Annotated in this window: 15 protein-coding genes; 12 read left to right on the forward strand and 3 right to left on the reverse strand. The window is 43.0% G+C overall.

The annotated features are described in order from the left end of the window. Nucleotides 1–74 precede the first annotated feature (74 nt). On the forward strand, nt 75–326 hold the full coding sequence (locus LVD17_RS22640; RefSeq protein WP_233767983.1) for a hypothetical protein: 252 nt from the start codon (nt 75–77) through the stop codon (nt 324–326). A 51-nt stretch (nt 327–377) separates the two neighbouring features. Here the strand turns inward: LVD17_RS22640 and LVD17_RS22645 are convergent, their stop codons facing one another. Further along, nucleotides 378–2,006, reverse strand: coding sequence for an isovaleryl-CoA dehydrogenase (locus LVD17_RS22645; protein ID WP_233761581.1), 1,629 nt, complete (start codon nt 2,004–2,006; stop codon nt 378–380). Nucleotides 2,007–2,206: 200 nt separating this feature from the next. Here LVD17_RS22645 and LVD17_RS22650 point away from each other — a divergent pair, with 200 nt between their 5' ends. The 4 genes from LVD17_RS22650 to LVD17_RS22665 all read left to right on the forward strand — a co-directional run bounded on the left by LVD17_RS22650 (nt 2,207) and on the right by LVD17_RS22665 (nt 7,907). Beyond that, entirely contained in the window at nt 2,207–3,181 is a 975-nt protein-coding gene (locus LVD17_RS22650; protein ID WP_233761583.1) for a phosphotransferase, read from the forward strand. Then, nucleotides 3,178–4,050: a 3'(2'),5'-bisphosphate nucleotidase CysQ family protein gene (locus LVD17_RS22655; protein ID WP_233761586.1), complete on the forward strand. Its 873-nt coding sequence runs from the start codon at nt 3,178–3,180 to the stop codon at nt 4,048–4,050. Before LVD17_RS22650 ends, LVD17_RS22655 begins: the two co-directional genes overlap by 4 nt. 125 nt (nt 4,051–4,175) lie before the next feature. Next, nucleotides 4,176–4,418, forward strand: a complete 243-nt coding sequence (locus LVD17_RS22660) for a pinensin family lanthipeptide (RefSeq protein ID WP_233761588.1) — start codon at nt 4,176–4,178, stop codon at nt 4,416–4,418. 207 nt (nt 4,419–4,625) lie between these two features. Next, nucleotides 4,626–7,907, forward strand: coding sequence for a BspA family leucine-rich repeat surface protein (locus tag LVD17_RS22665; protein WP_233761590.1), 3,282 nt, complete (start codon nt 4,626–4,628; stop codon nt 7,905–7,907). Between the two features lie 136 nt (nt 7,908–8,043). Here the strand turns inward: LVD17_RS22665 and LVD17_RS22670 are convergent, their stop codons facing one another. Further along, nucleotides 8,044–8,742, reverse strand: a complete 699-nt coding sequence (locus LVD17_RS22670; protein WP_233761592.1) for a LytR/AlgR family response regulator transcription factor — start codon at nt 8,740–8,742, stop codon at nt 8,044–8,046. A 4-nt stretch (nt 8,743–8,746) separates the two neighbouring features. Next, nucleotides 8,747–10,432, reverse strand: a complete 1,686-nt coding sequence (locus LVD17_RS22675) for a histidine kinase (RefSeq protein ID WP_233761594.1) — start codon at nt 10,430–10,432, stop codon at nt 8,747–8,749. Nucleotides 10,433–10,669: 237 nt separating this feature from the next. On the opposite strand from LVD17_RS22675, the gene LVD17_RS22680 reads away from it, so the two are divergent. From LVD17_RS22680 to LVD17_RS22710, 7 genes are all read left to right on the forward strand, one after another. Beyond that, nucleotides 10,670–11,554 (forward strand): TolB-like translocation protein, encoded by an 885-nt coding sequence (locus tag LVD17_RS22680; RefSeq protein WP_233761596.1) that lies wholly within the window; start codon nt 10,670–10,672, stop codon nt 11,552–11,554. A gap of 1,648 nt (nt 11,555–13,202) precedes the next feature. Next, entirely contained in the window at nt 13,203–14,036 is an 834-nt protein-coding gene (locus LVD17_RS22685) for a sigma-70 family RNA polymerase sigma factor (RefSeq protein WP_233761605.1), read from the forward strand. After that, the gene (locus tag LVD17_RS22690; RefSeq protein WP_233761607.1) at nt 14,029–14,946 is read left to right on the forward strand and encodes an EamA family transporter; all 918 of its coding nucleotides are present in this window, start codon (nt 14,029–14,031) and stop codon (nt 14,944–14,946) included. The genes LVD17_RS22685 and LVD17_RS22690 overlap by 8 nt, the downstream gene beginning before the upstream one ends. 64 nt (nt 14,947–15,010) lie before the next feature. Then, complete coding sequence (locus LVD17_RS22695) at nt 15,011–15,469, forward strand: carboxymuconolactone decarboxylase family protein (protein WP_233761609.1); 459 nt, start codon at nt 15,011–15,013, stop codon at nt 15,467–15,469. A gap of 40 nt (nt 15,470–15,509) precedes the next feature. Beyond that, nucleotides 15,510–15,932, forward strand: coding sequence for a RidA family protein (locus tag LVD17_RS22700; RefSeq protein ID WP_233761611.1), 423 nt, complete (start codon nt 15,510–15,512; stop codon nt 15,930–15,932). Further along, on the forward strand, nt 15,932–16,552 hold the full coding sequence (locus tag LVD17_RS22705; protein WP_233761613.1) for a hypothetical protein: 621 nt from the start codon (nt 15,932–15,934) through the stop codon (nt 16,550–16,552). Before LVD17_RS22700 ends, LVD17_RS22705 begins: the two co-directional genes overlap by 1 nt. Before the next feature lie 1,598 nt (nt 16,553–18,150). After that, the gene (locus tag LVD17_RS22710) at nt 18,151–20,349 is read left to right on the forward strand and encodes an ATP-binding protein (protein ID WP_233761617.1); all 2,199 of its coding nucleotides are present in this window, start codon (nt 18,151–18,153) and stop codon (nt 20,347–20,349) included.

The following is a 20,349-nucleotide window of genomic DNA, read 5'->3' on the forward strand; positions in this document are numbered from 1 at the left end:
TCCCCAGTTAATTTGATTTGCTTAGCCATATCCAGTTGTCTAAATTGCGGAACCATACTAAAAACAACTTCTCTATGTTCGATGGTGCTGACTTTCCCAAATCACTTGATGAAGAAACCTTTGATACCTGGTTAGAAAATGGTCGGCAGAGCAAGCTCAGCTACCATTATCTGCTGATCATTTGGGACGAACTTGAAACAGACTATCAACCTGTATATGTAGAAAACAGGGATCAGCTAAATGATTATGCAAAACAGAAAACCCTGAACAGCAGGGAAGTACTCGTGGCAGCATATGACTTGTATTCTGAGTCCAGGGTTATTTAAACCAGTAATCACAGTATTTGGTGATTGATAAATTTTTCAAACTTGCAAACCTCAAAACAAATATTCCTGAACAATCCCTTTACTATCAACAGCTTCAGGAAGACTGCCAAACATCCATCCTGTTGAGTTTTCTGTAAGCCTGGATTGGCAATAGGCTTCTGTCATATCCTCACGCCCCATTTTTATGAGTGCTGATGCCTGTGCCGCTTTGGCCAACTGTTCTACAAAATGCCGTGCCTGGCCTTCAGATAACTGCCCTGATCTGGAGCTTAACTTGTCAATAAAACTATCATAGATGGTGAAATTTCCTTTGGCAGATTCCAATTCACTGATTAAGGCGTCCAGGGTTGCGGGTGACCTGGCAATGGCGCGCATTACGTCAAGGCACTGTACATTACCACTGCCTTCCCATATGGCGTTTACAGGGGCTTCACGGTACAATCGTGGTAACACACCACTTTCTACATAGCCATTTCCGCCAAGGCATTCCATCGCTTCACCCATAAAGGGGATAGTACGTTTGGTAAGCCAGTATTTTCCTACAGGAGTTAATAATCGCAACAATAGCTGTTCTTCTTCTTTTGCACCATTTTCCAGGCAAACTGCGGTTCGATACGCCATCGCTAAAGCTGCTTCCGATTCCAGGCACAGATCCGCGACTACATTTTGCATCAAAGGCTGGTCTACGAGTAAGCTGCCGAAAGCTTTCCTGTGCTGGATATGATGTAGCACCTCCGTTAGTCCCCTGCGCATCAGTGCAGCAGAACCAATCATACAATCGTACCGGGTAAGAGCAACCATTTCCAGAATAACAGATACACCTCTGCCTTCTTCACCCATCAGCCAGGCTTGTGCGCCATCAAATTCAATTTCGGAAGAAGCATTGGAACGATTTCCGAGCTTATCCTTCAGCCGCTGAATGCGAAAGTTATTCTTAGAGCCATCAGGAAGCCACCTGGGGAGCAAAAAGCAGGAAATACCCTGCGTAGTTTGCGCAAGTGTTAAAAAAGCGTCACTCATGGGAGCCGAGCAAAACCACTTATGTCCTGTAAGCTGGTACAGCTCTCCCGTACCATTTTTGCCTACAGGCTTTGCCTGTGTAGTATTTGCCCTTACATCAGAGCCACCTTGTTTTTCAGTCATGGCCATGCCTATGGTCAGCCCTTGTTTTTCAAAATAGGGTCGGTTAGAAGGATCGTACGCTCTCGAGAGTATTTTAGGAATCCATTCTGCTGCCGTTGGAAGATGCTTTTGGATGGCAGGAATACACGAGAATGTCATGGTGATAGGGCAACAGGTACCGGCCTCATTTTGACCGTGCAGGTAAAATAATGCCATTCTAAGTAAGTGACTTCCCGGTTTACGTTCAGACCAGGGAAGAGCGTGCACCCCATGCTTTATACCCTGGGTCATGAGTTCATGATAGGCCGGATGAAAATCCACTTCGTCAGTTCTGAAACCCCGGGCATTATGTGTTTCAAAAACGGGGGTATATTTATTGGCCAGCTTACCATTTTCAATCATTTGTCTGGTACCCATGGTTCTGCCATAATCACTTACCTGCGACAGCCCCCACTCAACAGAAGCCTGCTGCAATATGTGTTGAAGCGGCTTATCTATTTCGAAAAGGTTTATATTTTCAAGGATCGGACTTTGATTGAATACCTCGTGTGTTTCCATGTCTGAATTTTTAAACATTTGCAGTCATAAAATACTAAGATTTTATAACAATGCTAAAGTCAATTCAGATATTCCGGGTTTTCGCCGGTAACTTAAATCGCGGCTTTACCAAACTTATCAGCAATCACTCAATACTCATATCTCCCGACCAAAGACTAATACTTGTCTATCCCGCTAAAAAAGAACAGCTTTGAACCCGTATGCTGGAACTAAACAAGGAAATATTAACAACGACCGGGGCTTCAGCGATTATCCGGACGGAATCAGTGCAAACGCTCTGGAGTGGTTACGGAGAGATTAAACGCTATTTCTTAGCCGGTGGTGAATATCCAAGCGTAATTGTCAAGCACATTCAATTCCCTGATACCGGCCGGCACCCCGGAGGATGGAACACACCCCTGTCACATCAGCGGAAGCTTAGATCATATGAAGTGGAAAGGATGTGGTACCAGGAGTTTGCAGGGCAGATGACCAATGCCTCCTGCAAAGTTCCGCATGGCTATCATGCCCTGGAGGCGGGAAACGAACTGCTGCTGATCATGGAGGACCTGAATGCCAAAGGATTTCATATTCGCCGGGAACCGGATAATGTTAGTTTGGGAGATGCCAGGAGCTGCCTTAGCTGGCTGGCTCATTTTCATGCCCGGTTTATAGGTGTGGCACCTCAGGGGTTATGGCCGGTGGGTACTTACTGGCATCTGGATACTCGGCCCGATGAGTGGGAGCGCATGCAGAATATACCTCTAAAACACGCTGCAAAAGGCATAGATGCCAGGCTTAAAAATGCCAGATACCAAACGCTCGTTCACGGTGATGCCAAACTGGCCAATTTCTGCTTTGGCCAATCCGGTAAGGTGGCAGCAGTAGACTTTCAGTATGTAGGCAGAGGATGTGGCATGAAAGACGTTGCTTACCTGATCAGCAGTTGCTTCGATGAAGTTGATTGTGAAAAGTATGAAGATGAACTGCTTAATCATTACTTTCAGCAACTTGAAACAGCAATGGGTAACCATGTTGATTATCAGGAAATTAAAAAGGAGTGGCGCGAACTATATGCCTATGCCTGGGCAGATTTTTACCGGTTTCTGGATGGCTGGAGACCCGGACACTGGAAGATGCACGATTATAGCAAAAAACTCACACAGCAGGTAATTGACGAATTAACCATTAAATGATACTCTCAGAAAAGGAATTGAAAGCGCTTTGCCAGATGGCAAGCACCGCTGCCCTAGATGCCGGCAAATATATTCAATCGCAGTTTGACCGAAGTTATGCCAAAAAACATAAGAAAGGGGGCAATTCCCTCGCTTCGCAGGTAGTGACAGAAATAGATGAAAAAGCACAGGAAATTATCCTAAGGCATCTGCATAGCAGTCTGGAAGCCCATAACTTAGGCCTGCTGACCGAAGAAGCCATTGATGATCAGTCCAGACTGGAAAAGGCATATTTCTGGTGCATAGACCCAATGGACGGTACTTTGCCCTTTACCGAGAAAAGGACGGGTTATGCCGTTTCAATCGCGCTGATTGCTAATTCAGGAGATCCTGTAATTGGTGTGGTGTATGTGCCCGACCTGGCTGAGTGCTATACTTCAGTTAAAGGAGATGGCGTATGGTTAAACGACAAATCCTTTGTCCGCGAGAAGGGTGGTAAAAATGATATAATCCATGTTTACTCCGACAGAAGCCTGCGAGATGATGTGTACTATAAATCAGCAACAGATCGGTTAAATGAATGGGCAGCCCATCAAAACACCGGGATCCAATACCACACTGGCTTTGGGTCAGTCAGAAATGCTTTAGGCGTGATGACCTCAGGTACAGGCTGTTATTTCAAATTTCCCAAGAGACCGAAAGGAGGGGGCAGCATCTGGGACTATGCGGCTACACGATTGTTTTTCGAAGAGTTGGGCTTACACGTCTCTGATGCCCGGGGAGAAACGCTGCAACTCAATAACCCGGAAACCACTTTTATGAATGAGGTTGGCGTTATTTATACTACTGATTCCGGGCTGTCTGATTTGATCATTACCCTCGGAAATTGAACCATCAGGGTAGGTCTTTGCCTTTTTCACTTTAGCTATTTGAAATTTTTAATGGGCAAAATGCCCAAGGTTAGGTATTGACCCAGCTTTTATAGCTTATTATCTTGAATGTAAAAACCACAGCTATGAAAAAAACAAAATTGACCTTAACCAACCTCAAAGTAAAGAGCTTTGTTACAGAAATCCCCGCTAACCAGAAAACCATTCAGGGTGGTGCGCCTATTGACAGTTTTCAAAGTTGTGAAATGACCTGGTGCGCAACCTGCAAGAATGGACTAAAATCATGTGATGATGATTGTATATCTGCCGGAACAGGACACTGTTGCAATTACTCAGATCAAAATACCTGCAATGGAGGCCCATGCTAAGTATTCAAATGAATTTATATATGTAAAAGACATCTGAGAGGGCTACCTCATCCTGAATTTTAGTTCTCCTGGGTTCTAACCCTTGGAGAACTATCATACTCCTAAGGGTCACCTTTTATACAACCCCTTCATTAATAACATGAGAAACCTATGGGTGGTATATTTTGTGACTCAACTGTTATTAAATAGTAATCTCATTTTTTAAGGATGATATATTTCAGCAAGCGAATCATTTTTTTTATCGCCGTTACGCTCTCAGCCATAAGCACGGCAAAAGCACAGGCCCCTTTTATCACCACCTGGAAAACCGATAATCACGGAGTTTCCAATGGCACCTCGATCTATTTAAAGCTTGGAGCAGGTTCGTTCAACTATGATGTGGATTGGGACAATGATGGTGTGTACGACGAATTTGGCCTTACCGGTGAGGTTACTCATGATTTTGGCGTGGCAGGCACCTATACGATCAGGATCAAAGGTGATTTCCCCTATATCCGCTTCGAGCATGGCGGAGATAAAGAGAAGCTTCTGGATATTGTGCAATGGGGTGATATAGAGTGGAAAAACATGCTGGAGGCTTTTGATGGCTGCATCAACATGACCATTTCGGCCACTGATGCTCCCGACCTTTCCCAGGTTACCAGTACTCAGGGTATGTTTCTCAATTGCCAAAGCATGAATACCAACCTTAATCATTGGGACGTAAGCAATATCATCACCATGGGAGGTATGTTTCACAATTGCTTTTCATTTGATCAACCCTTGAATAACTGGAATGTTGGAAATGTCACGCGTTTTGAAAACATGTTTCTAAATGCCATCTCTTTCAATCAGGATTTGAGTAGCTGGAATACCGGTTCGGCTGCAAGTATGGGTGCTATGTTTAAAGGGGCCACCTTATTCGATGGAAATATTTCAACCTGGGATGTGCTGGAAGTAACCAATATGGCTTCTATGTTTGAGTCCGCCACCAGTTTCAAGCAGGATATAAGTACATGGGATGTTGACAATGTCTTGTCCATGAACTACATGTTTAGTAATGCTGATGCTTTTAATGGCGACTTAAGTACCTGGAATGTCAGCAAGGTACAAAGCATGAGGGGCATGTTCAGTCATACCGATATTTATAACCAGCCGCTGGAGGCATGGAATGTAGGGGCTGTTACTGATATGAGAGAGATGTTCTTTGCAGCCCAGGCTTTTAACCGGCCTTTGGATGCGTGGAATGTAGGTAAAGTTACTGATATGTCCGTAATGTTCAGGCAGGCAAAAGTCTTCAACCAGCACCTCGACAGCTGGAATGTAATTAATGTACAGAGCATGGCATCTATGTTTAAGGAAACGCCGGTATTTAATGGCAATATTTCTTCGTGGAATGTGGGTAATGTTACTAATATGGCCGGTATGTTTAGCTATACAGCTGTGTTTAATCAGAATCTTGGCAGCTGGAATACAGGCAAAGTTGCCAATACCAGCGAGATGTTTCGCAGTGCCGCTTCCTTTAATCACGACATCTCCGGGTGGGATGTGAGCAGTGATACCACCATGAATGCCATGTTTATGAATGCGGGCATATTTGATCAGAATATCGGCTCGTGGGAGGTAAGCAAGGTTGCAGATATGGGTAATATGTTTGCCAATGTTACCCTTTCAACTTCCAACTATGACGCCCTCCTCAACGGCTGGAATGAATGGCCACTTCAAAGCAGTGTACCATTCCATGGCGGAAACAGTAAATATTGCGCCGGAGCAAGCGCACGTGCAAATATGATAGCCGCCGATGGATGGACAATCACGGACGGTGGCGGTGACGATGCGACTCCACCGGTGATAGTTTGCATGAATATCACCGTGCCTCTCGATGGCTTAGGGAACGCCACCATTACCGCTGATATGCTGGATGGTGGTGCTACGGATGATTGCTCCGTTACCAGCGATCTTACCTTCGGTATATCTCAGGAAACATTTGATTGCTCGGATATCGGGAATACCACAGTTACGTTAACAGTTACCGATTTGGCAGGCAATAGCTCTGTCTGCAACGCTACCGTAATTGTGGAAGCCCCTGCCGTATCCATAACCAATTGCCCGGCCGATATAAGCATAGCCGCACCTGGCTGCTCTGCTGTGGCCAGCTGGACCGCTCCGATAATAAGCTGTGGCAGCGCACTTTCATCTACACACAGCAGTGGTGATGCTTTTCCCCCGGGTACAACTACTGTGACTTATACAGGCACACACCCTGATGGAAGTACAACAGTATGTAGTTTTGATGTAACCGTGACAGGAGGAATGAATGCCTCGCTCATCACCACTTCCAATACTTCATGCTATGGAGCGTATGACGGACAAGCCTTTATTTCAGTATCCGGAGGTTCTGCACCTTACGTTTTCGACTGGGATGTTGATGGCACCGGGGATTTTGATGATGCCCAGGACCAATCCGGGTTGCCATCGGGCGATAATACAGTCACGGTACGAGATACCGGTGGTTGTGAGTTTTCTCTGGTTATAAATATCGGGTATGATCCACTACAGATTTTTAACTGTCCATCGGATATCACCGCCATAACCAGCACAACCGGTTGCCAGGCTACCGTCGGCTGGGCGGCACCTGCTACCAGTTGTACAGGTACTACCATTACTGCCACCCATAACCCCGGTGATGCATTTGGCATAGGTACTACTACAGTTACCTACACAGCAAGCAATGCAATAGGAGAGACCACAACCTGCAGTTTTCAGGTAGCCGTAACCAACGGGTTGGCCATTGAAACAGATACCCTGGGCCACCCGCTTTGCTATCAGTCTCAAACCGGCTTTATTAAAACCACGGTTTCAGGCGGAATTTCTCCGTACCAGTACCAATGGATGGACGAATCCGGCAACAATTTATCTGCTGATAAAGATTTGTATGCATTGGTAGCGGGTGTCTATACACTTTCTGCCACTGATGCTTTAGGTTGTGCTGAGGAACTGGCCATCACGCTTACAGACCCTGAGGCATTGGCTTTACAGACCGAAATTACCACCTCAGAAGAGTCAGGTAATAAAATGATAGACCTCATGGTACAGGGAGGAAAGTCCCCTTACGATTATACATGGTCACATGACAGTACCTATGCCATAAGCAGCTCAGAGGATATTGAGATTTTCGAAACAGGTACATATACTGTAGAGGTAACAGACACCAACGGCTGCCGGCAAGCCACGAGTACAGCCATTGGCCCGGAGCAATTAGCCTGCGACAACCTTGGCTTCCAGGTGTTTCCCAACCCGAGCGACGGTATCTTTAACCTTACCTTTACCACATGCGTTGATGTTGCCCTCGTTGAAATATTTGATATGACGGGAAAAAGAATCCTTTATCAACAAACATCCAGGTTGGACAACAGGGTGGATATTGCTGGCGTGGCCCGCGGGCAATACGTGGTGAGGATCTCTATGAACGGAAAAAGCAGAGGCTACCTGATAGAAATTATGAAATAAGGACTGAATAACAGTATAAAGATCCGAAGCAAAGAATATCGGGAATATTCGAACATATTTATAATTCTGCATTTGGGAAAGAGCAAGCATGGACAATCGCCTAAACCGGAAGTACTTTCAATATTTCTCTATTTACTCAAACCCACTTCCCCCTCAAATCCTTATACTTCGTTCTCCCGATAGGGATATTCTCTCCATTTTTTAGCTCAGCGATATATTTACTGCCCGGCTTTACCATAATCTCTGTTACTTCAGACATTTTCACCAGGTACGATTTATGAATACGCTCAAAGCTATGTAACAGCAGCTGTTCCAGCTTTTCGAGTGATTTGTCATGCAGCTCTTTGGTTCCGTCTGCAAGATGGAGCTCTGTATAGGCTCCTGCACCTTTACAGTAAAGTAAATCTTCAATGCGTATGAGTTGTATTCTCCCTCTTTTTTTAATCGCTAAAAGCTTAACGTGGTGGGTTCCTGTTTTTTCTTTTGCAATAGCCCGGTTAAAGGCCTGCTCCAGCCTCTCCCGGTTAAAGGGTTTAGGTACAAAGTCTAAAACTCCATATTCAAATGCAGGAATAGCCTGGTCTTTATGCGCAGAAATAATGATAGTGTGAAATGATTCCGAAACCGCGGTGCCAAGGATATCAAAGCCATTGTCACCATTAAGGTTCAAATCCAGCAGCAACAAATCCAACGGGTTGTTTTTAATAAACTCTAAAGCCTCAGGAAGCGAATCTGCATGCTTTAACGAATCCAATTCATTACCAAAAGTATCCTGAGCCATACGTTCAATTCGCCTGGCTATTCTTGCTTCGTCTTCAACAATTAAGATATTCATATCCTTAACAATATACTTTTATCTTATTTTCCCAACCATCAGGGGTAGCCTTGGAAGTAAAATCCCATCGGGAGTGGTAGCTTTCGGTAAGTCGGGCCCTGATATACTTCAACCCTGTCCCTTCTGCTTTATTGCCAGCTCCCGGTCTCACACCGGCAGCAAACGTTAGAAAAGTATAACACTTGCATTTACCATCCGACTCATAAACCAGCTTAAATTTAATGCTGTTATCCTCTCTCGGCAAGCTATGCGTGATTCCGTTTTCTAAAAGCGTGTGAAGTATTGCAGGCGGTATTTTTTGCTGCGGGTCTATGCCTTCCTCTTCCCAGTAATAACGCATTTCTTTCCGGTATTCCATAATCTCAAGGTGAGTGCGGCAAAGTTCAATCTCCTGAGCAACGGGTATCAGTGTTTGATCTTCGATCTGGTTAAAGAGGTCAAACTCTTTAGCCAATGCTTCTATAAACAAAACGCCCTTCTTTGGCGACTCTTCCACCCAATCAATCAGTGAGGTGAGCGTATTCAAAAGGAAATGGGGTTGAATATTCTTTTTTAGCAGTTCCAGCCGTAGACGGGTGGATTGAACCAGTGAGTTTTCGTATGCCAGGCGCTGAGCTTTAATGTTAAGTGATAGCAGATACAACATACCTATCAGAATAAGCCCTAAACCAGTATACAGGCTAATGACAAAACCGGAGGCCATAAATATTACCATGGATAAAAGTAGTGTCACAAGAACAAGCCGTGCACCTCTTACCTTTTTATAAGCTCCATACGATACTACGCCAAAAGAAAAACACCACATACTCAATACCATACCGACAGCCCTGAAATCAAAGGCATGATGTTTTATGAAAAAAATGAAAATGAGTACCCCAGCGTACAGGGTCAGTAACAATCGTAGCCTTGGATACGGAAACTGTATGGAGAAATAGAAAGGAATCAAAAATGAAATACCCAACAAAAACAAGCTAATGATTTGTAACCTTATAACATGGTACCGGTAATGAATGGGGAAGTAATATTCGCTAAATACTGTCAATACAAGTGAAAAAACAAGAAAACAACAAATACTAAAAATGAGCGTGGGGTATTCATTCTTGTTATTCATAAACAGAAACAAAAAATAAAATGAGATGATAAGAAATGCTCCCGCAAAAATGTGCATATAGGAAGTTTCGATGAGCCGGTCGGTCAACAGATCGTCATAGTGATCTATGTCTAAGCTCCATATGCCTGCATGATCGGGGAAATAATAAAGACTGGCACGTATAGCCAGAACATGTTCGCCCTCTGCTGTCAGATGCTCGGGAATGCTAAAAGTGGCCCACAGTTTACCTTCAGGCGCCAATTTGGCTTCTTGTCCGGGGTTCCCGTTTTTTCCAATCAAAACCCCATCCCAAAAAACCTCATACTCCCCATAGACTTCTAACTGAAGCCCATAGGGGTGCAATGATTCCGGGGATTTTAAAATATCAATTTTGGTCCTGGACCAGAAAACCCTGCCATCCTCAACAGTTGCCAGGTATTTGTTCCAGCCCTGATCATTCAAGCTTTTAGCCGCCCACTCCTGTCGGTCTCCTGTTTTAAACAGGGTTACATGCTCCTCATAAACAGTACCTTTCGAGCAGGAAGTAGCAAATAGTGCCATGAGTACCAGGAGAGTGGCAGGTAAAGATCTTAAATTCATTGATGGCCAATTTTATAGCTGCAATCTAACCATTATTAAATGGCTTTGGTAGCAGTTCATTAATGTATAGAGCAGTTGGCTCAATTTAAGTTGGATAGATAGCTGTTAAAAACCAGTTTCACACAACATAACTAACAAACCCATTTAAATAAGATGTTTTTCAGCTACAGCCAACACCAGGTGATTCCTGTAAGTTTTCCAGCGCGGTATATCAGATCCGTCAACAATAGAATGACCATGAAGAGTACAACACTGCTACTATTTGCAAACCTGATAGCTTTAACGACTACAGTATTTGCTCAGACAAATGATGTAAATGATTCCAATTTCGTACACTTAGAAGGTCCCTATCTGGGTCAAAAACCACCCGGTTTAACGCCTGAGCCCTTTGCCCCCGGCATTGTCACGACAGACCGATGGGAAGTTAGCGGTGTATTCACACCTGACTTGCAAGAGTTTTTTTTCATCAGAGAAGGAGAAGAAAGCCAAGTGCAGGAAATTGTAGCTATCAAAAATACAAATAACCGATGGCACGAGTCGGTTTTATCTCCCAGAGAGGGTACACCCTTTATCGCTCCTGATGGCAAAACCTTGCATTTGGGCACGTGGTACAGGGAGCGCACCGCAACGGGATGGTCAGAGAAAAAGAGCCTGGGGGCACCCTTTAAAGATCTGCCGATCATGCGCCTTACTACTTCGGCTAAAGGCACCTACTTTTTTGATGAGTTTAAATCAGATTACACCGGCGACATTAGATACTCACGATTAGTGGATGGAAAATATGAAAAACCGAAATTGCTGAACAAAAAGATCAATGGAGGAAAAAGCTTTCATCCCTTCATCGCACCCGATGAGTCCTACCTCATATTTGATGGTAAGCGAGAAGGTGGATATGGCAATTCCGACATCTATATCAGTTTTAAACAACAGGATGGCTCCTGGGGTGAGCCTGTGAATATGGGCGGGGAGATCAACACGGCCGCCTGGGAAGCAGTGGCCTGCGTTACTCCAGATGGAAAGTACCTTTTCTTCAACAGGAATATAGGCTCAGACAATTATGAAAATGTGGATATATTCTGGGTAGATGCACAGATCATCGAAAATCTCAGACCCACGCGATAAAAAACCACCAGGGTTAATTTCGGTTATGCTGGTTTTATTGTTTTTAATAATTACTACAACTACACAAGCCCCACGTCATTCCGGAATTTTCGCAGTGTAGCGGAGAAAATATCCGGAATCCCCACATACGGGGGCAGAGACCGATGATTGCGCAATCGAGTGAAAGGCGCCGGGTCCTCTGCGAGAGACATCGGCTGGGAGGTGGTTATTAAGTAGGGAGTCGGAAGACCGAAGTGATCTTTCATTACGGCTAGAGTTATCAGTGAATGGTAAGGGGTGATCGGTAAACGGGGTGTTAAAGAATTAGAATTTTACATATTTCTACTCACCACTATCCCCTCGAGGGGATAATAGGGGTGTTTTCAGGCAGTCAAAGTTTTGGCAGCGCCTTGATCCGGGGGATCCTGAATATTTTCCATAAGGTTTATCTTATATTTTGGAATGCAAGATGGAAAATTTCAGGATGACGGTTAGGATGGTTTTATTGTTTTTAATAATTACTACAACTACACAAGCCCCACGTCATTCCGGAATTTTCGCAGTGTAGCGGAGAAAATATCCGGAATCCCCATGAACGGGGGCAGAGGCCGATAATTACGCAATCACCTGAATGGCGCTGGGTCCTCTGCGAGAGACATCGGCTGGGAGGTAGTTATTAAGTAGGGAGTCGGAAGACCGAAGACCGAAGTGATCTTTCATTATGGCTAGAGTTATCAGTGAACGGTAAGGGGTGAACGGTAAACGGGGTGTTAAAGAACTAGAATTTTATATATTTCTACACACTACTATCCCCTTGAGGGGATTATAGGGGTGTTTCAAACAGTCAAGGTTTTGGCAGCGCCTTGATCCGGGGGATCCTGAATATTTTCCATAAGGTTTATCTTATATTTTGGAGTACAAGATGGAAAATTTCAGGATGACGGTTAGGGTGGTTTTATTGTTTTTAATAATTACTACAACTACACAAGCCCCACGTCATTCCGGAATTTTCGCAGTCTAGCGGAGAAAATATCCGGAATCCCCACGAACGGGGGCAGAGGCCGATGATTGCGCAATCAAGTGAAAGGCGCCGGGTCCTCTGCGAGAGGCATCGGCTGGGAGGTAGTTATTAAGTAGGGAGTCGGAAGACCGAAGACAGAAGTGATCTTTCATTATGGCTAGAGTTATCAGTGAACGGTAAGGGGTGAACGGTAAACGGGGTGTTAAAGAATTAGAATTTTATATATTTCTACACACTACTATCCCCTTGAGGGGATTATAGGGGTGTTTCAAACAGTCAAGGTTTTGGCAGCGCCTTGATCCGGGGGATCCTGAATATTTTCCATAAGGTTTATCTTATATTTTGGAGTACAAGATGGAAAATTTCAGGATGACGGTTAGGGTGGTTTTATTGTTTTTAATAATTACTACAACTACACAAGCCCCACGTCATTCCGGAATTTTCGCAGTGTAGCGGAGAAAATATCCGGAATCCCCATGAACGGGGGCAGAGGCCGATGATTGCGCAATCGAGTGAAAAAAGCCGGGTCCTCTGCGAGAGACATCAGCTGGGAAGCAGTTATTAAAAGCAAACAATAAAGAAAATACTATCCACCTGTCACGCTTTTAACCCCTTAATTGTCTTAGCTTAAACATAAATTAATCTTTCATGACAGATTATCAAAAGTTGCTCTTTCCCTATGCTTATAATATCCTTGGTTCTTCCGAGGATGCCAGAGATGCTATACAGGAAGTAATATTCAGGTTTACAGCAAAAAAATTAACCCCGGATGATCAGAAAAATTACCTGATCCGGGGAGTGATCAATGAATCCATTAATCTCAAAAAGAAAAAGTCCCGAATACATGAAACAGACAACTGGCTACCCGAACCCATTGCCACGGACAAATCGGACCTGGCACTGGAACTCAACGAACTTGTTTCCTATTCCATACTGATCCTGCTGGAAAAACTCAATCCAAAAGAACGTGCCGTATTTATTCTTAAAGAAGCCTTTGCCTACACCCATCCGGAAATAGCCGAGGTACTGTCTGTAAGCGTGGAAGCCTCACGAAAACTCCTTAGCCGTGCTCACCAAAAGATAGGACAACCGGCCAAAGCTGCAATAAAGCGGCAAGAGCATGCAGATGTATTGGAGAAATTTGTTTCAGCTATTCAAAACAAAGATCTGGACAGGCTGCACGACATCTTATCAGACGATATTGCCTTTACCGCAGATGGAGGGGATAAAGTCCAGGTGTTGAAAAAATACTGCAAGGGCAAAGTACAGGTGGCAGATTTGTTACTCCTTGTTTACCAGACTTATCAAACCGATTATACAATTGCCGGTACCTGGATCAACCATCATCCTGCATTGATATATTCCTACAAAGGCAAAGTAATGACCTGCCAGGTGTTCCATATTGGTGACAACAGCCAGATCATAAGCATCAACACGGTAGTTGATCCTGATAAACTGAAGAATCTTTCTGTCAATGGATAAAAAATTGTGGATCGGTTCTATACAGGTAATGGTAGGGGCGATGAGTTACGGGGTATTGGCCACTCTGGTACGCCTCGCATACGACGATGGATATAGCACCGCAGAAGTCACCTTTGCTCAGTATGCTGTTGGTTTTATGGTACTGGGATTGATTTACGCACGGGAAAGAATACAATCTACTAAGCAGATCACTGCCGGCCTGGCCAACAGACGACCCTACTGGAAATTGCTTTTAGGAGGAAGTACGATGGGGTTGACCGGCGTATTTTACTATTTTTCAGTTAGTTATCTTCCTGTCTCTTTGTGTGTTGTTTTCCTGATGCAAAGTATCTGGATGGGGGTGTTTCTGGATGCAGCTATTTTTAAAAAATTCCCATCGGTCATCAAGTTATTGGCATGCTTTATCGTATTGAGCGGAACGGTACTGGCAACAGGAGCATGGTCAGAAAGCACGGGACCGCATCCATTGGGAGTCATGTGGGGTATACTGGCTGCACTTATGATGACTATTGCCTTGATGGTCTGTAATAATACAGCACTGGAGCTCAGCACTGCCACCCGAAGCTTTTTCATCATGCTTGGTTCTTTTGTTGCGGTGGTTTTAGTTGGTTTGCCATCACTGCTGTCTGCTTTCAATCCTGATATATTTTTATCCTGGGGGATAGTGCTTGCTTTGTTTGGAACAGTCATTCCCCCGTTTCTGTACAGTGCAGGGTTTCCCCGAACAGGTATCGGGCTTGGGTCTATATTAATTTCTGTTGAGATTCCGGTTTCCGTCAGTTTAGCGGCCATTGTATTGCACGAGAAGGTTTCACACCTCCAATGGACAGGCATAGCCATGATCATTGGTGCGGTTGTATTGCTCAACTACAGGCTTGTGTACCAATCATTTGCCATAAAAAAACAATAATCGGTCACGCTTTGCCTTCTTTGTTTGTCTTAGGACTGATTGCATCAAAATGAAAATCAGTTTTATGAAAACAAGAATCACATTTCAGGAAATCAGTCCTAAAATATATGCCGGACTGAAAACTATCGATGATTACTTCCATGGCATTTTGGAACACAAGCTCATCGAATTGATCAAATACAGGGTTTCGCAGATAAACCATTGCGCCTTTTGTCTGGACATGCACCATAAAGAAGCTATCCATTTGGGTGAAGATGAGTTGCGGCTGCACCTTTTGCCGGCCTGGAGAGAAACCTCCATCTATTCGGAAGAAGAAAGAGCAGCGCTGGCTTTTGCCGAGGCACTTACTCACCCAACCGGCTTTGGGCTTTCAGATGAGATTTATGACAACCTCTCCCGATTCTTTGACAAAGAAAAGATTGTGGCACTGACAGCTGTTGTGACGCACATCAACAGCTGGAACCGAATCAATCACGCTTTTCGTCCGGAGTCAGGCAAGTATCAAGTAGGACAATTTAAATGAAAACATTAAAATGAAAAATCTAATCATAATCTTAATAATCATGACTACACAATCAGTGACCGCCCAGCTTATTTCCAATCCACGGGCTCTTTTTGATCCGGCTCCCTATGGTTTTTCGCATGTAGCAACCGTGCCAGAAGGTAAAAGCCTGGTATTTATAGCAGGACAGGGGGGTGAACAGGACACAAAAGGAACATTGAGTAAAGACTTTAGAAATCAAGTCCGCCAGTCACTGTTGAATATTAGCCTGGCGTTGGAGCCACAAGGGCTTACACTTAATGATGTCGTGAAAGTTACCACCCTGGTAGTACACCACGACAGTGAAAAGCTTTCCATTATTGTCGAAGAGTTTAAACGGGCATGGCCGGAAGCAAACTTTCCGGTCAATACGCTCATCCCCGTTCCTAAATTGGCTATAGAGGGGATGCAGGTGGAGATAGATGCAGTAGCCATTAAGGATTGATGAAAAGCAAAGCTTATTTGATAATAGGGGTGTGCCTGATCCTGGCCCGGGCCGTTCAGGCACAAACCGCCTTTTCTCCGGAGACTATTGCAGGTCATCGGTCTTTTACTTACAACCATAACCTGACACTGTCACTAACGGAAAAAATCGGGTTGACGAATATTTCCTGGTTTGATGCGGATTACAGAAATTCAGCCAATCACATCTACTTTATCAGAAGCGGGCTTTCCTATAGACTGGAGGAAGCCTGGCGATTCGATGCAGGTGTGGGAATGAAAAATCCCGGAAGCTTTGCCACAGTTTCACTGGGATATCAGCGATTTCGGGAAGTGTTTTCTTTCTCCTGTACAGCAGGTGCTACATACCAGGCTGGCTGGACGATGGAGCCAGTTTTATGGGCTGCCTGGACACCCAAATTAAGCTCCGCTCAACATCTGTACCTCAGCCTGTTTGTTACCGGAAATATTGACAAAGAGGCAGTTCAAAGAGGAATCCAGCAGGTTAGGCTAGGGCTTACGCAGGGACAGATATCTTACGGCCTGGCAGCCAACTTTGATCAATTCAACGATTTTACTAATACACTTTACAACTTGGGGTTTTTCCTCAAAGGAACTTTCTAACTCAAATGCTACAGACATTGCCGTCACCTTCTATAGCGGTTGCGCCATGGATCTGGACATAGAGATCACCCATGATGCCGCCGGAAGAAAAGTATATCGACAGCCCTGAGCCATACAGCCCGGCAACAACGAGCGCAAACTGGATGTTCGCAACCTGAAAAGAAGTTACTACCTGATAACCTTTACACAGTCAATGCCCCACGTCAGTCCGGAATTTTCGCAGTGTAACAGAGAAAATATCCGGAATCCCCACGAACGAGGGCAGAGTCCGATGATTGCGCAATCACCTAAAAGACGCCGGGTCCCCCATTCCGGTATTCGGTAATCAGTAATGGGTAATCGGTGGGTGTGTGAAGTCAGAAGACGGAAGTCGGAAGTGATTTTTCATTATGGCAAGAGTTATCAGTGAGCGGTAAGGGGTACTATATTTAATAATTATTACAACCAAACAAGCCCCACGTCATTCCGGAATTTTCGCAGAGTAGCGGAGAAAATATCCGGAATCCCCACGAACGAAGGTAGAGGCCGATGATTGCGCAATCACCTAAAAGACGCCGGGTCCCCCATTCCTGTATTCGGTATTCGGTAATCAGTAATGGGTAATCGGTGAGTGTGTAAAGTCAAAAGACGGAAGAAGGTACAGTTGACCAGTAAACAGTGAATTGATATAGAATTTTAAATACTTCCACACACTACTATCCCCTCGAGGGGATTATAGGAGTGTTTTAAACCAAGTTGTCACTCGTACCTTTACTTCCCAGTACAATCTCTCGTAGAGGACTATACGGCATTCGGAGGGAGACCATTGCCGGTAGAGGCGATGCTCAGAAAGGTAGCAACCTCTGCTTTAAAGTAATAACGCTTAGCCGGTGTTACCGAACAGTAAAGCTTTACCAAACTTTCAAAGTTTAGTAAAGCCGCAATTTAACTCTGTAAGCTTTCATTAAATTTAAACCCGTCTTAAAGAAGGGAAGTCTTCAATCTCTATGAAAAAAAGAACTTATGAATTATTTTTTGAGATCAAAAAAGTAAAGAAAGTCATTCATAAGATAAAGGACATACTACATTTGGTCAATTCTCTGCCAATGGCTATGTGCGTTTGTTATATAATGTTCTCGTGTTATGTTACTTAGCTTTGGAGCTTTTCGCAGGGTTATTTTTTCTTAAACCCGGAGAAAAGCCGAGGGTTGCATAAAGTTGTTGGGAAGGTAGTTCTACAAGCAGGAGGGAAGGGCTGGAACACTCTTTTGGCATTTTGGCTTGTGTGTTGGGTTGAGGGAATGGTAAATGTGTGTGGAAGCTTTGGGTAGATTATCTCTCTTATCAAACGATACATCACAAAACAATCACCACGTCATACTAAGATAGAATTTTTTATTAAGCCCAAGACTACTTGTTATCAAGGTATAGAAACAGTGGCCAATGTGCTAGGTTTTTTAAAAAATATTAGATAAACAATTGTGACTGACGAATGATTAAGCGAAATTCACAACAGTGGACTTCATTGATTTTTTTTACCGCAGCTTTTCGACAAAATGTAAATGCCGTCCCACCCCAATGTATAATGGAATAGCTGATGAAATTCATATTCAACTTTTATGAAATTAAAATCTGAAAAAAACTTCTTTCAGCCAAGAGCACGACTATTACTACAGTTAGGTGATAAATTAATTAAGAATGAAAATATTGCTCTACTAGAACTAATAAAAAACTCATATGATGCTGATGCAAAGAAGGTAACCGTAAACCTAACTAGTATTACTGATAAAAAACTTGGGAAAATAGACATAATTGATAATGGGGAAGGTATGGACATGGATATTATTGAGAATGTTTGGCTAGAACCCGGCAGTGATTATAAAGAACAATTGTTTAAGAAAAGAAAGCGCACAAAAAAATATAAGAGACTCCCTATTGGAGAAAAAGGCATAGGAAGGTTTGGAGTTCATAAACTTGGTAACAAAATTGAATTGATCTCCAAGAAAGAAGGAAAGAATGAGGTTGTGGTATCTATAGATTGGAATGAATTTTCAAAAAATAAATATTTAAAAGATGCAAGGTTTGAAGTATATGAAAGGACGTCTTCTGAGTACTTCAAGAGATCTAGAACCGGAACTAGGATTATCATCACTGATTTACGGTCTTCTTGGGATAGGAAAATGGTTCGTGACATTTATAAATCAGTTTTTACCTTAAATTCACCCTTCAAGAAAGCAGGAACTTTTCAAGTAGATATTAATAGTGATGAGGTTTCTTTACTACAAAACCTTCCCCAATGGGATGACATTCAAAAGTTTGCATTGTGGCACTTTAAATGCAAAATTGAAGGATCTCAAATTACTGAATTTGAATATAAATTTACTCCTTGGGATAGTATGGCCGGAATTCCTCCAAAGAAGGTTACACATTTAGATGATTTTATTGCAAATAGATCAACACTTGTCATACCCAAAGAGAAAGGTAAAAAGAAGAAAAGTGAGGAAGTCTTGAATCTGTCCCGAAACTATGGTTCCAACAATGATCCTTTAACAATTGGACCAATAACTTTTGAAGGGTATTTATTTGACAGGGATAAGACTACTCTTGAATTAAATGAGCAAACAGGAGTAAGCCTGCTAAAACAGTACTTAGATGAGCAAGGTGGAATAAGGGTTTATAGGGATAATATTAGGATCAATGAATATGGAGAGAAGGGGAATGATTGGCTTAATTTAGACATTCGAAGGATTAATGTTCCTGCAAAAAAGGTGAGTAATAACCTTATTTTGGGTGTTGTGGACTTAGATAGTGAGCAGAGTTCAGCTCTAATTGAAAAGACCAATAGAGAAGGATTCATTGAGAATGAAGCATTTAATGACTTCGGAACAGCTCTGAGGTATGTGTTAAACTTAGTCGAGGTTCTTAGAAAAAGTGATAAGGACTTAATTAGAGAAAAATATAACCCATCAGAAGCTGAAGAGCCGGTTCTTCATCATCTTGGTGAACTAAAGGATTTGGTTGAAAGTAGGATCAAAGATTTGGATCTTAAAAATCAAATCAATACTCATCTTATCAAAATTGAAGAGGATTACACTAGAATTAATGAAATACTGCTGACAAGTGCTGGCGTTGGATTGACAATGGGAGTAGGTATCCATGAAGTACAAAAGGTAATTTCGGAGCTGAATGAAATAGTAAAGTCAGAAACCGTCCCAGAAAACATTTTAAATCTAATTTCCCATCTTGATGAATTGATTGAAAATTATGGGGATTTATTTGTTCAGTCCAAAAAAGAAGATCATGAAATTATACCCCTTATAAATGGTGCATTGTTCAATTTAAGCTATCGTCTAAGAGCTCATAACATCAGAGTAGAACATCGATATCGAAACTTTGATAAGGTAAAAATAATCAATTGTAGTAAACGACTCCTACTCGGAGCAATTGTAAATATTATTGATAACTCTATTTATTGGCTTAATAGAAAGGAAAAGAACCTAGAGAAAACAGATGAAGGTTTTGAAAAACGAATTTTAATTGATCTGTTTCTAAATAAAAATGATGATATGCTGGAAATTCTTATTGCTGATAATGCTGTTGGATTTGGACTTCCTACCGATCAAATCACCAAACCTTTTATTACCGATAAAGATGATGGGTTAGGTATGGGCTTAGGTTTACATATAGCCAGTGAAGTTATGAAAATTCATGATGGAGAAATTAATTTTCCTGATAAAGGAAATTATGACATTCCTGAAATCTATAAATATGGAGCTCTAGTTGTTTTGCGGCTCAAGCTTAACCAATCAAGAAAATAG

The sequence above is a fragment of the Fulvivirga ulvae genome, assembly GCF_021389975.1.
GTDB classification, from domain to species: Bacteria; Bacteroidota; Bacteroidia; order Cytophagales; family Cyclobacteriaceae; genus Fulvivirga; species Fulvivirga ulvae.